This is a genomic window from Burkholderia aenigmatica, from assembly GCF_048627025.1.
In the GTDB taxonomy this organism is placed as follows: Bacteria; Pseudomonadota; Gammaproteobacteria; order Burkholderiales; family Burkholderiaceae; genus Burkholderia; species Burkholderia aenigmatica.
Window position 1 is genome coordinate 2,754,969 of the sequence record NZ_CP184469.1, and the last position, 18,360, is coordinate 2,773,328.

At 67.3% G+C, this 18,360-nt stretch carries 8 protein-coding genes; 3 read left to right on the forward strand and 5 right to left on the reverse strand.

All coding sequences use genetic code 11. The features are described 5' to 3' along the window. Positions 1-710: 710 nt before the first annotated feature. The 3 genes from ACN8ZM_RS29380 to ACN8ZM_RS29390 all read left to right on the forward strand — a co-directional run bounded on the left by ACN8ZM_RS29380 (position 711) and on the right by ACN8ZM_RS29390 (position 9,118). Positions 711-2,276: a ShlB/FhaC/HecB family hemolysin secretion/activation protein gene (locus tag ACN8ZM_RS29380; RefSeq protein WP_420211517.1), complete on the forward strand. Its 1,566-nt coding sequence runs from the start codon at positions 711-713 to the stop codon at positions 2,274-2,276. 179 nt (positions 2,277-2,455) lie between these two features. Next, positions 2,456-5,317, forward strand: a complete 2,862-nt coding sequence (locus ACN8ZM_RS29385; protein WP_420211518.1) for a GLUG motif-containing protein — start codon at positions 2,456-2,458, stop codon at positions 5,315-5,317. Between the two features lie 243 nt (positions 5,318-5,560). Next, positions 5,561-9,118, forward strand: coding sequence for a GLUG motif-containing protein (locus ACN8ZM_RS29390; protein WP_420211519.1), 3,558 nt, complete (start codon positions 5,561-5,563; stop codon positions 9,116-9,118). Between the two features lie 290 nt (positions 9,119-9,408). Here ACN8ZM_RS29390 and ACN8ZM_RS29395 read toward each other — a convergent pair whose 3' ends face one another. The 5 genes from ACN8ZM_RS29395 to ACN8ZM_RS29415 form a co-directional block, all read right to left on the reverse strand. Next, positions 9,409-12,447, reverse strand: a complete 3,039-nt coding sequence (locus tag ACN8ZM_RS29395) for an ATP-binding protein (protein ID WP_420211520.1) — start codon at positions 12,445-12,447, stop codon at positions 9,409-9,411. A 111-nt stretch (positions 12,448-12,558) separates the two neighbouring features. After that, complete coding sequence (locus ACN8ZM_RS29400; protein WP_043178832.1) at positions 12,559-13,230, reverse strand: response regulator; 672 nt, start codon at positions 13,228-13,230, stop codon at positions 12,559-12,561. 353 nt (positions 13,231-13,583) lie between these two features. Continuing rightward, positions 13,584-13,766 carry a hypothetical protein gene (locus ACN8ZM_RS29405; RefSeq protein WP_420211521.1) on the reverse strand — a complete coding sequence of 61 codons (183 nt, stop codon included), beginning with the start codon at positions 13,764-13,766 and terminating at the stop codon, positions 13,584-13,586. Between the two features lie 109 nt (positions 13,767-13,875). Beyond that, complete coding sequence (locus ACN8ZM_RS29410) at positions 13,876-16,917, reverse strand: ATP-binding protein (RefSeq protein WP_420211522.1); 3,042 nt, start codon at positions 16,915-16,917, stop codon at positions 13,876-13,878. 352 nt (positions 16,918-17,269) lie between these two features. Then, complete coding sequence (locus tag ACN8ZM_RS29415) at positions 17,270-18,307, reverse strand: hypothetical protein (RefSeq protein ID WP_420211523.1); 1,038 nt, start codon at positions 18,305-18,307, stop codon at positions 17,270-17,272. Positions 18,308-18,360 lie beyond the last annotated feature (53 nt).

Here is an 18,360-nt window from a genome sequence, read left to right on the forward strand (position 1 = left end):
CGCGATCGCCAACGCATCGGTCGGGCCGGCCCGCGCCGCCGGTAGCCCGATCGGACGCAACGGGTGGATCGTCTTCGGATGGCGCTCCGCGCGGTGCCGTCAAAACCGACGACTCGTCTACAACGGGCAGGCGGACCGGCGCGCGCCCATCCCGGGACAGCGGGCCATGTCGCGGTCGCCGCGCACCTCGGCATCGACGTGCGGATGGGCCTGTCGCAGGCGGGCCCGAACGCCCCATCCTCGCGATACGGCTACCGACGGCGCCCGCGTTGGTGCTGCGTATCGGTCCCGTCCCGGTCCTCGGTGCCGGCGCCCCGTCAGCGAATCGCCTCGAAGTTCAAAAAATCCGACAAAACTGACGAATCGTCGTATCGCGCTCGTACTTGTTCAATATTCACGAGCGGCACCGATCCGTAACATCCCCGGCATATCAATCGACCGGGGCGAATATCCACGCACCGGCTCGCAGGCCAACGCACCCGAGGTGGAAAATCCGCTCCGTCCGATCTGTCATCGCCTTGCCTGGCGACCGCAATGACCCGAAACAGGCGCACGCATCGCGCGCCGTCCGCTCGCCATCGCATCGCGCCCCGACCGGGCTGCGCGCCGGCCGGCTCACCCGCGCCGCAGTCCTGGCGGCATGCGCAACCGGCGCCGCCCTTTCTCTGCACGGCGTGGCGCATGCGCAAATACCGGGCGCGAGCCAGTCGTTGCGTGACGTCGAAGCGGTTCGCCCGGCACTGCCGGCTCCGGCCGCGCCCGATCTTGCGGTCCCGGCCGGGCGCGACGAGTCGGCACCTGCCGCGTTCGAAGAAGGTCCGCGCGTGCCGGTCCGTGCGTTCGACATCGAAGGCAATCGCGTGATCGACACCGCGCGCCTGCGGCCGCTGCTCGCCGACTTCGTCGGCCGTGACCTGAATTTCGCCGAGCTGCAACAGGCAACCGGCCGTATCACGGCCTATTACCGCGAACACGGCTACGTCCTGGCCCGAGCGTATCTGCCGCGCCAGGACGTGGAGAACGGCACGATCCGCATCGCCGTCTCCGAAGGCCGCTACGGACACATCGAACTGCACAACCGCTCGCGCGTGCTCGACGGTGTGCTGCGCCAGCCGATCACGGCATTGCACCCCGGCGACGCCGTGCGTGCCGCCGATCTCGAGCGCAGCCTGATGCTGCTCGACGAACTGCCGGGCGTCGATGCGCGAGGCACGCTTCGCGCCGGCACGCAACCCGGCACGACCGACCTCGTGATCGATGCGGAACGCAGCCGCTTCGCCACCGGCTCGGTGGAACTCGACAATTTCGGCGATCTGCTCACGGGTCGCTATCGCGCGACCGGCAGCCTCACCGTCAATTCGCCGCTGAAACTCGGTGATCAACTCTCGCTGCGCGGGCTGACCAGCAATACGAACCAGCGCTACTACCGCGCGGCTTACCAGCTCCCGGTCGGTCCGGCGTCGACGCAGATCGGCGTGGGATATTCCGAAATGGCCTACCGGCTCAACGGCACGTTCCGTCCGTTCGGCTATCACGGTCGCGCGAGCGTCCAGAGCGCATTCGTGACGCAGCCGCTGGTGCGCAGTCGCCGCGCGAGCGTCAGCGCGCAAGTGCTCTACGAAAACAAGAATCTCCACGACGACTACGGCGTGTTCGAGTTCGTCAGCGACAAGAATGTGGGCCTGTGGTCGTTCTCCGTCAACGGCTACAACGAGGACGACGCATTCGGCGGCGGTCGCAATTCGTTCTCGGCCACGCTCGGCGTCGGCCGGATGCGCGGCAACGATCCGCTCGAAATGAACACCTTCGCGAAAACGCACGGCAGCTTCACGAAGCTGAACCTGAATGCGCTGCGCCTGCAATCGCTCGGCGCACGGTTCCAGTTCTATACGCAGTTCAGCGCGCAACTCGCATCGCGCAATCTCGACGCGTCGGAGAAGTTCATCCTGGGCGGCCCCTACGGCGTGCGCGCGTACGCCCTCGGCGCAGGCAGCGGCGACCAGGGCTGGCAGGCCACGGCCGAGCTTCGCTACCTCGCCGCGCCGGGCTGGCAACTGAGTACGTTCGTCGACACCGGACGGATGCAGATCAACAAGCAGCCATGGCGCAACGATCTCAATACGCTGCAACTCTCCGCCACGGGGGTCGGGCTGACCTGGTATGCCGCGCGTCGTCAGGCCAGCCTGACGGCGGCGTGGCCGCTCGGCGCCGCCGACGACGTACCCACCGTCACGCGAGGGCCGAGCATCTGGTTACAGGCCGCACAGTATTTCTGAGCGACCGGCAAGAACTGTCCGGTAACGAGCCTCACTCTGCCGGACAGTAGCGCCGGACGGTCCTTACCGGGCCGCCCGCACTTCGAAAGGGCGATCACTCCAGCCCGCCTCATCGATTCATAAGGTATGCAGAACATACTCATGAACGGAATCGATTCAACCTTGAGGAAACAAGAACGATGAACAAGACCTATGCACTGGTATGGAACCAGACGCAGCAATGCTGGACCGCGGTCGGGGAAACCGCGCGCCGTCACGGCAAGACCCGTAGCGGCAAGCGTCTCGCCGCCGCCACCGCGTCGCTGCTCGGCCTCGTCGCCCTGCCCGCCTTCGCGCTGCCTTCCGGCGAAGCGATCACCTCCGGCAAGGCCGACATCGTGCGCACCGACGACGGTCGCACGATGAACATCAACCAGCACACCGACAAGCTCATCACCAACTGGCAGGACTTCAGCGTCGCCAACGGCGAGCGCGTCTCGTTCCACCAGCCCACCGACAAGTCCCTCGCCCTGAACCGCGTGATCGGCGCCAACGGCAGCCAGATCGACGGCCAGATCAGCGCCAACGGCCGCGTCTTCCTCGTCAACCCCAACGGCGTGATGTTCGGCGCCGGCGCCCAGGTCAACGTCGGCGGCCTCGTCGCATCGACCCAGAACCTCTCCGACGCCGACTTCCTCGCCGGCAACTACCGCTTCTCCGGCGCGTCGAAGCAGGCCGTGATCAACCACGGCACGCTCACCGCCGCCGACGGCGGCAGCATCGCGCTGCTCGGCGCGCGCGTGGCCAACAACGGCGTGATCCAGGCCAACATGGGCAGCGTCGCGCTCGGCGCAGGCAATGCGTTCACGGTCAACTTCGACGGCAACGGCCTGCTCAACGTGCAGGTCGACGGCGGCGCGGTCGACGCGCAGGCCAGCAACGGTGGCCTGCTGAAGGCCGACGGCGGGCAAGTGCTGATGACCGCGCGTGCAGCAGGCAACCTGCTCGACGCGGTGGTCAACAACACCGGCACGATCGAGGCGCGCGGCCTGAACGCGCGCGGCGGCAGGATCACCCTCGACGGCGGCACCGTGCAGGTCGGCGGCAAGCTCGACGCCAGCGCGGCCGAATCCGGCGCGCCGGCCGGCTCGGTCACGACGCGCGGCGAACGCGTGAACGTCGCAGGCGACGCGCAAGTCGATACGCGCGCAGGCAACGGCGCAGGCACCTGGACCATCGAAGCCGCCAATGCGGGAGTGGGCGGCGCCGACCAGTCGATCGCGGCCGACACGCTGTCGCGCAACCTCGGCACGACCAACGTCGCGCTGACGAATACGCAGCATGACCTGACGGTCGGCGGCCCGGTCGCGTGGAACAGCGACAACGCGCTCACGCTGACGTCGAAGAACGGCAGCGTCGATCTCCAGCAGGCCATTGCCGCAACCGGCGACAACGCCAGTCTGTCGGTCAACGCCGCAAATCGCATCGACGTGAAGGATGCCATCAAGCTGACCGGCCGCCACGCGCATCTCGAACTGAATGCGCGCAACGGTCACACCCTCTCGAACGACAAGGCCGTCGTGACGCTGTCCGGCCAGGACGCGTCGTACAGCTCGAACGGCCAGGACTACAAGGTGCTGCACACGCTCGACGACCTGCGCAACGTCGACGCGAACCTGAAGGGCCGCTACGTGCTCGGCAATGCGATCGACGGCGCCAACGCGAACTTCCGCAGCATCGGCGGCAATCGCTACTTCACCGGCGTGTTCGACGGTCTCGGCAACACGCTCAGCCGCCTGAACGTCACGAACCCCGGCAATATGGCGGTTGGTCTGTTCGCGATGAACACCGGATCGATCGGGAACCTGAAGCTCGATGCCATCACCGCGAGCACGACCGCGGGCAACTTCAGCCCCATGCTCGGCGGCCTCGTCGGCATCAACATCGGCGGCCGGATCCGGAACGTCGATGCGAAGAACATGACCGTCGCCAACAACGCCGGCGAGTACGGCATGGTAGGCGGCCTCGTCGGCCTCAACCGCGACGGCACGCTCGACAACCTCCGCTTCGACGGCCGGGTGTCCGGGCGGCCGGACACGCTCAGCATCGGCGGCCTCGTCGGCGAGAACACGGGCAAATCGACCATCACGAACAGCCATGCCAACGCCGACGTCTCGCTCGGGCATGCCAGCTACATGGCGGCCCATGCGCAGAACATCGGCGGGCTCGTCGGCATGAACAGCGCGACCATCGAGCACTCGTCCAGCCAGGGCCGAGTGACCGGCGCCGGCTACATGAACGTCGGCGGCCTCGTCGGCAGCAACTACGGCACGCTGCGCGACGTTTCGGCCGATGTCACGGCTTCGGCAGGCCCGGACAGCTATCTCGGCGGACTGGTCGGACGCAACAGCGGGGCAATCGAATACGCAACGGCAAACAGCAAATTGACGGCGAACGGCGACCACACGATGCCTCGCTCGATGATCGGCGGCCTTGTCGGCACCAACGAAGCCAAAGGTCGCATCGAGCACGCGTCGTCGTCAGCGACGATCAACGGCACCCATTCGGTGGTCGGCGGCCTCGCCGGCAACAACGACGGCACGCTGCGCAACGTTTCGGCCGATGTCACGGCTTCGACAGGCCCTGGCAGCTATCTCGGCGGACTGGTCGGACGCAACAACGGCGCAATCGAATACGCATCGGCAAGCGGCAAATTGACGTCGAGCGGCAACTACACGATGCCCCTCTCGATGATCGGCGGTCTCGTCGGCACCAACGAAGCCAACGGTCGCATCGAGCACGCATCGTCGTCGGCGACGATCAATGGCACCCATGCGGCGGTCGGCGGCCTCGTCGCCACCAACTATGGCGCGATCCGCCACTCGACGTCGACGGCAACCTTCACCGGCAATCTGCCGTTCGCTGGCGGCCTCGTCTGGTTCAACGACGGCAGCATCGAGTCGAGCTCGACTTCCGGTCCGGCGGCCAACGTCATGACGATCGGCACCAATAGCCCGAACGGCACGATCGACGGCGAGAAGATCACGGGCCCCGTGAAGTAAAAGCCCTGCCTGCCAGCGGCGGCGCGGGTTCGCGGTTCATCGCATGCCCGCGCCGCCGCCCTCGCGCGACCGGCCGCTTTTCCGGTCGCGGCGCGTTGGCGAACAGCCGTCGCCCCTGCGCACCAATCGATCCGACATCCCGGGAGCGACTGCCACTGTCGCGGCGACCGGTTTCGATCCTCGATCCTTTATTCGAACGACATCCCATCGTTTCACCCACCCAACCATAAGGAAAACAAAGCGATGAACAAGACCTATGCACTGGTATGGAACCCGACCCAGCGATGCTGGGCTGCCGTCGGGGAAACCGCCCGACGTCGCGGCAAGCCCGGCAGCGGCAAGCGTCTCGCCGCCGCCACCGCGTCGCTGCTCGGCCTCGTCGCCCTGCCCGCCTTCGCGCTGCCTTCCGGCGAAGCGATCACCTCCGGCAAGGCCGACATCGTGCGCACCGACGACGGTCGCACGATGAACATCAACCAGCATACCGACAAGCTCATCACCAACTGGCAGGACTTCAGCGTCGCCAACGGCGAGCGCGTCGCGTTCCACCAGCCCACCGACAAGTCCCTCGCGCTGAACCGCGTGATCGGCGGCAACGGCAGCCAGATCGACGGCCAGATCAGCGCCAACGGCCGCGTCTTCCTCGTCAACCCCAACGGCGTGATGTTCGGTGCCGGCGCCCAGGTCAACGTCGGCGGCCTCGTCGCGTCGACCCAGAACCTCTCCGACGCCGACTTCCTCGCCGGCAACTACCGCTTCTCCGGCGCGTCGAAGCAGGCCGTGGTCAACCACGGCACGCTCACCGCCGCCGACGGCGGCAGCATCGCGCTGCTCGGCGCGCGCGTGGCCAACAACGGCGTGATCCAGGCCAACATGGGCAGCGTCGCGCTCGGCGCAGGCAATGCGTTCACGGTCAACTTCGACGGCAACGGCCTGCTCAACGTGCAGGTCGACGGCGGCGCGGTCGACGCGCAGGCCAGCAACGGCGGCTTGCTGAAGGCCGACGGCGGACAGGTGCTGATGACCGCGCGTGCAGCGGGCAACCTGCTCGACGCGGTGGTCAACAACACCGGCACGATCGAAGCGCGCGGCCTGAACGCGCGCGGCGGCAAGATCACCCTCGACGGCGGCACCGTGCAGGTCGGCGGCAAGCTTGACGCGAGCGCGGCCGAATCCGGCGCGCCGGCCGGCTCGGTCACGACGCGCGGCGAACGTGTGAACGTCGCAGGCGACGCGCAAGTCGATACGCGCGCAGGCAACGGCGCGGGCACGTGGACGATCGAGGCCGCCAACGCGGGCGTCGATGCAAGCGGCACGGCACCGAACACCCGGGGCTTCAACAACAATACGAACATCACCGGCAACGAGGGCATCGGCAACGGCGGCAGCTCGAATAGCTCGAACGCCTCGAACCTGTCGATCGGCGCCGATGCGCTGTCGCGCAATCTCGGCACGACGAACGTCGCCCTGACGAACACGCGGCACGACCTGACGGTCGGCGGCCCGGTCGCGTGGAACAGCGACCACGCATTGACGCTGACGTCGACCACGGGCGACGTGAACCTGCGCCAGAACGTGTCCGCGTCCGGGAACGGCGCACGCCTGCTGGTGAACGCGGCGAAGCAGATCCGGATCGACGACGCGGTGAACCTCACGGGCCGCGATGCGCATCTCGAGCTGAATGCGCGCGACGGCCACACCCTCTCGAACGACAAGGCCGTCGTGACGCTGTCCGGCCAGAACGCGTCGTATCGCTCGAACGGCGAGGACTACAAGGTGCTGCACACGCTCGACGATCTGCGCAACGTCGACACGAACCTGAACGGCCGCTATGTACTCGGCAATGCGGTCGACGGCGCCAACGCGAAATTCCGCAGCATCGGCGGCGACAACGCGTTCTCCGGCGTGTTCGACGGGTTCGGCAACACGATCCGGCGGCTGTCGATCTACAACGGCGCGGCGAACGTCGGCCTGTTCGCCGCCAACACGGGGCAGATCGCCAATCTGGCGCTCCGCGACATCACGGCAACGGCCGGCGGGACGGGTGGAACCGTCGGTGCGCTGGCGGGCTACAACACCGGCACCATCACGAACGTCGCCGCACACGACGTGTCCGTTCATGCCTACAACCTGTCGGCCGCAGGCGGCCTCGTCGGCGCGAACCGCGGCGGCACGCTCGAGCACGTCAGCGCGTCCGGGCAGGTCTATGGAGATAACAATACGGCTTCGCTGGGCGGCCTCGTCGGCGAAAACGTCGAGCGGAACGGCAAGGTCGCGACGATCCGCGACGGCCACGCGAACGTGCGCGTCACCATCGACGGCACCGGCACGGCAGGCGGTCTCGTCGGCAACAACGACGGCCTGATCGACGCCTCGTCCAGCGCCGGAAACGTAATCGCGACGGGTGACTCAGGGATGGCGGGCGGCCTGGTCGGCATCAACGGAGGCAACGGCGTCATTTCCAACTCGTCGTCCCGTTCGTCCGTCACGGCGCGCAACAACGCCGGCGCGGGCGGCCTCGTCGCGCTCAACTTCGGCCTCGTTCGCAACGCCCAGGCAGCCGGCAAGGTCACGATCGGCAACGATGGCGTCGCGGGCGGATTCGCCGGTTACAACTTCGGCGAAATCGAAGCGTCGAGCGCCGACGGCGATGTCGTGGCGGGCGATCGCGCCCGGGTCGGCGGCTTCGCCGGCTCGAACAGCAGCACGATCGGCGCGTCGCAGGCGCACGGCAACGTCTCGGCGGGCCGCTCGAGCAGTGCCGGCGGCTTCGTCGGGAACAACAACGGCATGCTCGATACGGCAACCGCGACGGGCAACGTCAACGCAGGCGACGACAGCAAGGCCGGCGGCCTCGTCGGCATCAACACGGCGCAGATCCGCGCGGCACAGGCGCACGGCAACGTGACGGCCGGCCGCCGCTCGTGGGCCGGCGGTCTGGTCGGCTGGAACAGCGGCAACCTCGATACGGCATCGGCCGAAGGCAGCGTCAGCGCGAACGACGACAGCATCGTCGGCGGGCTCGCCGGCTTCAACCGGGGCAAGATCGACGCGTCGCGCGCAACCGGCAACGTGCACGCGGCCAACCGCAGCTCGGCCGGCGGGCTCGTGGGTACGAACGACGGCGGCAGCATCAACGCGTCGCGTGCATCCGGCACGGTTCTGGCCGGCGACAACAGCCTCGTGGGCGGCCTCGCGGGCGACAACCGCGGCACGGTCCGGCAATCGCAGGCATCGGGCGACGTGACGGCCGGGAACAACGGCGAGGCCGGCGGGCTGGTCGGCCACAACACGGGCACGATCGCCGCGTCCTCCGCAACGGGCAATGTGCGGGCCGGCCGGTCGTCGTCTGCGGGCGGACTGATCGGGATGAACGTCGGACAGGTGGCGCAATCGAAGGCCGCCGGTAACGTCGAAGCGGGCGCAGACAGCGCGGTTGGCGGGCTGGTCGGCCAGTTGGCCGGCACCGTCACCGACTCCAGTGCCACCGGCAACGTCCATGGCGGCGATTTCAGCCACGTGGGCGGCGTCGCCGGCAAGCACTACGGCACCATCCTGCGCGCGTCGTCGAGCGGCACGGTTTCGGGCGGCGTCTCGGCGACGCTCGGCGGGCTCGCCGGCAGTAGCTTCGGCTACATCGGCCAATCGTCGACCGCCAGCCGGATCGTCGTCGCGGCGAACGCCGGCCAGAACTACGGTGCACTGGTGGGCTTCAACGCGGGCACGCTGATCGGCAACACCGCTTCCCAGCGCGATCCGTCGATGCCGCTCGTCGGTTCGGGCCGCAAGCCGATCAACTGATCGATGAAGACCGCGGAAGTCGCATGATGCGCAACTGAATCATGCCGGCTTCCGCGGCTCCTTCGTCGATCGGAAGACCATCCGATTGCACAGTGTCGGGCAACGGCGTACTACCCGTCTGCCCGACATGCGTGCCTCGCCACGCCTGCTCGTCGCATCGATCACGAATCGCTGTATACCGGTTTCTGCCCCGCCTTGTCCAATATCGCCCAATCGGACAAGTGTCGATCATTGACCCGGAATCGTCAGGCAGCGCGCGACCGCCCGACGCGACATCGAACGACGACCCGTCAGCCCTTGTCCGCGGTCAGCCGGTCGAGCGCCTGTCTCATCCGGTCCCGGAAATCCGGCCAGCGTGCGCCGAGCGCATCGAGCGCCCGGTCTTGCCCGGCCACGGCCTCCATCTCCGCGCAGGCATCGCGCGCCACCGTGTCGCCCACCAGCGCGAAGCCGCCGCGTAGCGAATGCAGTTCGATCCGGATCGGATCGAGTCCACCGGTCGACAGCGCCGCCTCGATCGCATCGAGCGAATGCAGCGTAGCCGCGCGCAGCGTACGCCGGATCTCGTCCGTCACGACCACCGCCCTGCGCGCGTCCGCTTTCGATACGGCGTCCGCCGCGCGCGCTTTCACCGTGCGCTCGCCGCCATGCCGCCGCAGTACCGCGTCGAGCACGTCGATCGACAGCGGCTTCAGGACGACTTCGGCCGTCCCGACCTGTGCGCAGCGCCGGTAATCGTCGTCGGTCGCATGTGCCGTCATCGCAATCACGGGTACGGCCGCGCCCTGCTCGCGCAGGAAATTCGCCAGCGCAAAGCCGTCGAGCTCGGGCATGCTCAGATCGGTCAACACCACGTCGAACGGCGCTTCGAAAAACGCGCGCATCGCCTGGACGCCGTTCTCGACGATCGTCGCGTCGTAGCCGAGCGCATCGAGTTGATCCCCCAGCAGCGCGCGGCTCGCCGGGTGATCCTCGGCGACCAGTACGCGCAGCGCAGGCACGCCATCCGGCCGGGTCGCCGCCGGGCCCGGCCCATGGTCGACCCCCGTATCCAACCCTTGAGATTCGCCGCGCCAGCCGCCCATCGCCGCGGGCATCGGCAGCCACGCCACGAACCTCGAGCCTTCGCCGATCCGGCTCTCGACCATCAGTTCGCCCTGCATCAGCCGCGCGATGCGGCGACACAGCGGCAGCCCGAGCCCCGTGCCACCGAAGCGTCGGTAGATCGACGGATCGGCCTGCATGTAGACGTCGAACAGCGTCGGCAACGATTCGTCGGGAATGCCGACGCCCGTATCGCGCACGGCGATCTCGACGCCGCCGACCCCGCCCGCGCTTTGCGCGAGCCGGGCTTCGATCGTGACGCCGCCCCGCTCCGTGAACTTGATCGCATTGCTGACGAGATTCGACACGAGCTGACGCAGTCGCGTCGGATCGCCCACGTACCCGTCGGCCAGCTCCGCCGCGACATCGCATCCCAGCGCCAGCCCCTTCGCCTCCGCCAGCGGCCGGAACACGGCCGCCACGTCCTGCAGCAGATGCCGCAGATCGAACGGGATATGCTCCAGCGCCATCTGGTTCGACTCGGCCTTCGACAGGTCGAGCACGTCGTTGATCACGCGCAGCAACGCATCCGACGACGACACGACCGTCTTCAGGCGCCGCTGCTCGATCGGGGGCAACCGGGCCCGCCCCATCAGCTCGAGGTTGCCGACGATCGCGTTGAGCGGTGTACGGATTTCATGGCTCATCGTCGCCAGAAACGTCGACTTCGCCTTGTTCGCCTGCTCCGCCGCCGTCCGCGCTTCCCTCAGCTTGTTCTCGGTCAGCTTGCGTGCGGTGACGTCGGTCAGCGTGCACAGCAGCACCTCGGCGCCGCGGAAGCGGGTCTGGACAACGTGGGCCGCGAGATAGGTCGTCTCGCCGTTGGCGCCCTCGACACCCTCGACGGCCAGTTCCTGCTGCATGACGACACGCCGCTCGGCGGTGCCCACGTTGCGCTCGCGGTAGGCCTGCCAGATGCGCTTGCCGAGCGGCAACCCGGTTGCGCCGCTGTCGTAGGCCAGCACGGCGTCGTTGCGCACCACCGTCTCGCCGTCCGCCACCGACAACAGCAGCAATCCGGCCGGCGCGGTACGAATCAGCGTCCGGTTGAACGCCTCGCTCTCGATCAGCCGGATTGCACGACGGTTGGCCGGGCGCAACGCACGGCGGTCGAAAAAGACGCAGGCGCTCCACAATGCCACGACGGCGAGCAACGCCGCCCCGATCGTGATGCCGGCTTGCGGCGCAACGGCCGCCGCGAGATCGCGCCACGAATAGGTCGCCATCAGAACCTGGTCGCTTCCCGGCAGGCGATCGCTGATGACGAAGCGCGTACCGACGCGCCGCACGGCATGCTCGACACCGGGTTCATCGGCATGCGCGAGCGCCAGCCTGATCAGGGGCATGCTGCGCTGCTCGCCGATCAGCACGGTGCCGTTCGCATCGACCAGCGCATACTGCTCGTCGGCCGAGCGCGGCGTCATGATCCGGTCGATGTTCGCGCGGCCGTTGATGACGATCCACGCGAACGGCCGCCCGTCCGTGTCGTACAGGCGCCGCACGAACCGCACGACCGGGCGGCCGAGCAGCGGATCGACCCGTGTCTCGATCCGGACCGGATCGCCCAGGCCCGGCGTCGCAGGCAACGAGGCGGCGTCCACCGGCAACACGCCACGAATCAGCTTCCCTACATCGAATCCTTCGGGTAACGCCAGGGCCCGCCGGACGAGCAGCGGGTTGAACACGGCCACAAAGCCGCCATTCTGGCTGACCAGATAACCGGACAGTCCACCGCCGTCGACCGGCGCTTGCGTGGCCATGGGATCGAGCTGACGATAGATCAGCGCGAGATACGGCGAGTAGTCGCTCGCCGGACGATCGGGCGCGAGGTCGGCAAACCCGGCAAAGGCGAGCTCGCCCAGACGCTCCCGCACGACACGCCCGCGTTGCCCGGTGAACTCTGCCAGCAGATCCCCGGACACGCGTGCCCTGGCGTTCCACAGGCCCTGGGAATTGTTCGCATACTGGCCAAGCAGCACTTTCGTCGATTGCAGCTCGCCCTGGAGTTGTGTTTCGCGACGCAGGAAGCTGCCTCGCAGCTCCGCGAAATGATCGAGCACCTCGAGCCGCAGCGCGAGCACCGTGCACACGATGATAAAGATCGTGATCGCCGCACCGCTGCCATACAGCAGCACCTGCTGCTCGCGCCGGACCCGACCCGGGTCGAACGGTTTGCGGCCTACCGAGGCCGCGTGGGCAGCGAGTCGTTTCGTTCTTGCGGGCATGGGTCGTTATCGTGATGCTGAAGGGCGTGCTGCCAGCGCTTTCGCACGGCGCGCGCCGCGTACCGATGCGCCACGGCCGTCAATGCGCATCGGCCATGCGGTGCACCAGGGCTACTCGTCCTCCGTCGGCGTATCGGCCGACACCTCGGACAGCTTGCCCTCGTCGGCATAACGGATCAGGTCGGCGTCACGCACGATGCCGAGCTTCTTCATCGCGCTCGTCTTCTGCGAACTGATCGTCTGCTTGCTGCGATGGAGCTGTACCGCAATCTCGCCGACCGTATAGCCGGCGCTGAACAGGCGCACCACTTCGATCTCGCGCGTCGTCAACGGACGGACCGACGGCGACGTGCCGGTCGACTCGAGCAATTGCTTGATATGCGGCGACAGGTAGTTGGCGCCGACGAAAGCCGCATGCACAGCGCCGACGAGATGCGAGATCGCATCCGATTTGCTCAGAATGCAGCCGACACCCTGTTTGCGGATCGCATGCAGCACGCTCGGGTTGTCGATCATCGTGATCGTCACGAGGCGTAGCGCGGGATAGCGGCGCTGGAGGAACGACAGCAGCACGAGACCGTCGCCGAATTTCCCGCCGGGCATCACGTAGTCGACGACGAGCACGTCGCTCGGCGTTTCGTCGAGTGCCGCCACGAGATCGGTCGAATTGGAAACGGAGCCGACGAGCCGGACCGTGCTGCTGTCAGCCAGCGCCTGCGACATCCCGATCGCAGATGATGGGTGGTCGTCGGCCACCATCACACGCACAAAAAATTCATTCATGGTCCCTGTTCTCCCCGAGGCTTTCGACCGCGCCGCCATTGATCGCCGCAGGATACGAGCCGTCTCCGGCTTCGTTCCATCCTGCCGGCTGGCGTCGACTCAGTGCACCTTCCGATGCACGCGCGATTCAATTTTAAGATAAAACGCCGTCGAGGCCGTAAGTATTGGCCGTCAGGCATATGCGCGCGCCGCTTCGTCTGCGCGCGGCATTGCGTCGCCCCCGGCACGCCCAACGCGAACGGGCTCGGAACGTCCCGCAGCCTGACAGGGTCCAGGCCACCATCGGACAGGGCCGCTTCCCCGCCGCTGCGCGAGTCTCGCGGCGACCACGTCGTCGTTACTGTCGCTGCACGCTATCTGTCACCCGATTCGCCACGCTCTTCCGTGGCCTGCCTCCACTCGCTGATCGCGCGCCGCTTCTGCATCGGCGACATGATCAGGAATTCGTTCATCCTCGCGAGAAAATCCTTCCGGGATTTCTCGGGAAGCGTGGCGAAATCGAGCAACAGTGCGAAGACTTTCACCGTATAGCTCACGGTCTCCCCCTCTTCTCACCTGAATAAACCGCGCCGCCCCGTGCCGAGGCGACGCGCTGCCTACCATCCTTGAGGCTGATGGCCCGTAACCTGTTGCGATCTGCGCACGTCACGCCGTGTCGCTACGCGTGACGTGCGCGACATCCTGTTCTTGTATGTTTCCCTCCATCGCCGACACACCGCGCCGCCGTGCGATGCCCGCCAGCGCACCGCGCAGATGCGCGAGCGTCACGGGCTTGGTCAGCACGCAGCCGATTCCCGCGCCCGCGTACCGACGCATGTCGTCGGGCCCGACATGCGACGTCACCACCACCACCTCGCAAGCCATGCCGAGATCCCGCATCGCGCCCGCCGGTATGCCGGGCAGGCCGGCATCCAGCAGCAGCACATCCCACTCGCGGGCCGTCAGCAGGTCGAGCGCTGCTTCGGCCGAGCCTGCCGTACGCGTCTCGCAGCCCAGCACGTCGAGTTGCTCCCGGAGCAGCGTGCTGTTGACGGCATCGGCGTCGGCCAGCAACACGCGCAATGCGCGACGCGGCGTGGCACGCGTCGGCGCCGGCAACCGCGCGGCCCGCGTACCGGCCTCCGGGATCGCGTCCATGAGCGCCATCCTGAATCCGCTCAGCGCATAGCTGGAGATGCGTATCGTCCTGCCGGCCCGATACGGTTGCAGCGGCCCGTCCGGCATTGCAAGGATGACCGGTATCTCGCCGCACAGGCTGTCCAGTTCCTCGCGAGACCAGGTATCGGATTCGCCGAACAGCACGACCGCGTCCGCCCGCGCGTGCCGATCCGCCGGAATGCGCGTCGGGCGCTCGAACGCGTCGACATCGAAACCCCATGCGCGCAGATGCGGCAATGCGAAGCGCTGCCATTCCGGCCGCGCGACGACGATCAGCGACACTTGCGAGCCGCGCATGGCATGCGGGGCGAGCGGCACGACACGCATGCCGAGCGGCACCGTCAGCGTGAAACAACTGCCGGTGCCCGGCGCGCTCGCGACCTCGATCCGGCCGCCCATCGCGGAGGCCAGCCGATCGCAGAGCGCGAGTCCGAGCCCCGTGCCGCCGTAGCGGCGCGTGATCGTCGCATCGACCTGCGAGAACGCCTTGAACAGCTTGTGCCGATCGACGCCCGCGATGCCGACGCCGGTATCCTCGACCGCGATCGACAATTCCGCGTCGCCGCACCCGGCCGACGCGACCGACACGCGCACGGTAACGTGCCCGTCGGCGGTGAACTTGATCGCGTTGCTCAGCAGGTTGCCGAGCACCTGCGCGAGCCGGGTCGGGTCGCCGCGCATGCGCTGCTCGCCGCTCGCGTCAAACACGCAATACAACGGCAACCCTTTCGCCTTCGCGACCGGTGCGAACGCGGTCAGCGCCCGCTCGATCACGCCGATCACGTCGAATTCGATCGACTCGACCGACATTGCGCCGGCTTCGATTTTCGAGAAGTCGAGAATGTCGCTGACCAGCCCGAGCAGGCCGGACGCGGCCGCTTTCAGCGTCTGCACGCGATCGTGCTGGGACCCATCGAGCGCCGAACGCTCCAGCAGTTCGAGATTGCCGAGGATCACGTTCAGCGGCGTGCGGATTTCGTGAGTCATCGCCGCGAGGAACGACGACTTGGCCGCATTCGCCGAATCGGCCGCGCAGACGGCTTCCTCGAGCTTCTGCACGAGTTGCCGCCGGGCCGTCACGTCGGCGACCGCGACGATCAGCACGTCGATTTCCTGATAGCGCGCGCCGCATACGTTCATCTCGAGCTGCAGCGGCGCCGTATCGGCGCCGGTATCGGGCAGCACGAAATCGGCCTGCAGCGGGCCGCCGGACGCGCCGCCCTCGAGAAAGGCGTTGTATCGGGCGACCGCCTGGGCGGACAGCGTCCGATAGTCGCTACCGAGCCGCGCGATCATTTCGGCAAGCGCGGGACTGACGAGCATGAAATGGCCATCGACGCGCGAGATCAGGCCGAGCCCGATCGGCGCCGTCTCGATCACGCTGCGGCACAGCGCCTCGCTGTCGAACACGCGCTGCGAACGTGCGTAGATCGACGCGAATACGCGCCGATGGAGGCGTACGAGCAACACCCACATGATCGCGATCGTCAGTAGCGACGCGCCGAGCAACAGGCCCGCGCGCAGCGCGATGCTCGCGGCGACGTCGGTCCACCGCAACGCATAGACGAGCGTCCAGCCCGTCGAATCGAGCTTGCCGTGGAAGAGCACGAAACCGTCGCGGTACGACGCTTCCTCCAGCGCGGCCCGGTCGCGCGGCATGTTCAGGCTCAGCAGGCGGCCGATCAGTGTGGCGTCGCTCGAGATGTCGGGGCTCGCCGTGACCAGACGGTTGTCCGCCGTCGTCACGAGGAACACGCCGTCCGCCGGATGCGCGAGCTGCCACGACAGCAATCGCTCCGGCGCATATTCGGTCACGAGGACCGCGAACGGCTCGCCGTCGACCTCGGCCCGGGCGGCGATCCGGATGCGCGCATCGCCCGAGACGGGATCGACGAACGGCGGCAGCCAGCGCACATGCGGCTTGCCGCTCGCGCCGGCGCCCGCCGGATTCGTGTCGCCGAAATCGATCCGCAACGCGTCCATCGCACGCGCGCGCCCTTCCGGCGTCGCCAGCGAGGTCGCGCCCGGGCCCGAACCCGGCACGAGGCCCAGCAGGCCCGTGCGCGTGCTGTAGTGATAGCCGACGAGCGTGCTCCCGCGATTGATCGAGCTTGCCGCGCAGATGCGCGCCAGCAGCACGGACAGCGACAGGTAGCGCGCGATCTCGGTGCGGTCGGCCGTCTGGCCCGGCACGCCGAGCACGACGGAAGGATAGGGCTTGATCGTGACCTGCTCGTCGTTGGCGAAGAACGTATCGACGACGAGGTCCGGCGCCGGGCCGGTTTCGCGCCAGATCAGCTGCGCATTGGTCACGCCGTTGCGGAACGACGTCTCGCTGACCTTGATCTCGTTGAGCGTCTGCACGAGCCCCGTGAGGAAATTGTGCCGCTCGCCGTCCAGGTAGCCGTACACGATCGACCCCATCCCGAGCGCGCAGGCGGTCAGGATCAGGGCCGTGACGACGATTCCGCCGCCGAACATCGAAATGTTCTGGTAACGCCGGAGGGACTGGAGTGGACTGTAAGACATGTCGCGAGACGACGATGCCGGCTGCCGGCTCGCGTTCTCGCCGGGCTCCGACGTCGCGTACGAATGTGGCCGTGGACGATTGAAGTGGTCCGATCATGCCAAACGGCCCGCCAAAAATCAGGCCGATGCGACGTGTTTAGTACATGTCCAATATGAATGAATTACATTTTTGAACTTGAACGAAATCCCCATCCGAATCGACGTCATCGAACGCCGACGGAATCGGGACGGAATGGGGACACCGGCGATGCCGTTCGCGCACGCGTTCGGTATCGGCGCCGAACGGAGCGCGCCGTCCTGAAGCATCGGGCGCCGAAGCGACGAGCGCTGGGGCACCCGCCGCCTCGTTCGCTCAGTTCTGCGTAAGCGGATTCAGCGTCGTGCACAGGAAGCCCGTGCAGTTCTTCGGCGTGAAATAGAACGACGCCAGCACGGGAGTCGGCGAGCCGAGCGCGAGATCGCTCAGGTACGCGGAACCCTGCGCGCCAAGCGTATTCGACTGCTGGACGAAGCTCGCGCCGGAACCCTGGATCGCGGCCGACTGGTACGTGAAGGTCGGCGACTGGGTCTGGTCCTTCACGTAGACCCACGACATCGTGCTGCCGAACAGCATCTCGCCCTTCGCACGGTAGCCCTTCGCGCCCTCGCTGTTGGCCTGCGCGATGAAGTCGCTGACGGTCGCCGTCGGCACCAGCGCATCGTACGTATAGGTCGCGTTCGACGCGTTGTTCTTCATGTACACGTTCGCCTGCACCGCCCCCACGGCCATCGGGCCGAGGAACCAGTAGCCCGACTGGCCCTGGCCGTTCGCCTGCGTGAGGAATGCGTTCGTGTCGGCCGGCAGGCCCGTCGTCGTGTACGTGTAGGTGGCCGACGAGCCGCCGTCCTTGCGGTAGAGATAGCCGAGCGTGAGCGGACCTTCGAAGCGGTAGCCGCTCGCGCCTTGCGCGTTGGCCTGATTGACGAAGCCCGTCATGTCGGCCGGCGTCGCCTGCAGCTGGTACGTGTAGGTTTGTGCGGTGCCGTCGTTCACGAAGATCGCCTGCGACCCGCCGTTGGCCACGTTGTAGTAGAAGTCGCCCAGGTAGCGGTAGCCCTTCGCGCCTTCGCTGTTGACCAGCGTCAGGAAGCTCGCCTGATCCACCGCAACAGGCTGCGCGTCGTAGCGCCACGTCATCGTGCCGCTGCCCGAACCACCCGAACCACCAGAGCCCCCCGAACCGCCACTGCCGCCGCTTCCCGTCCCGCCCGAACCCGTGCCGCCGGTTCCGCCGCTGCCGCCGTTGTTGCTCGTGCCCGATCCGCCGCCGGACGCTGCGGGTGAGGAATCGTCGCCGCCGCAAGCGGTCAGCGCCAGACAGGTCAATGCGATCAATGCAACGGCTTTCATCGGGATCACCTCAATGCAAAAAGGACGAACGAAGCCGGTACGCGCGGATCACG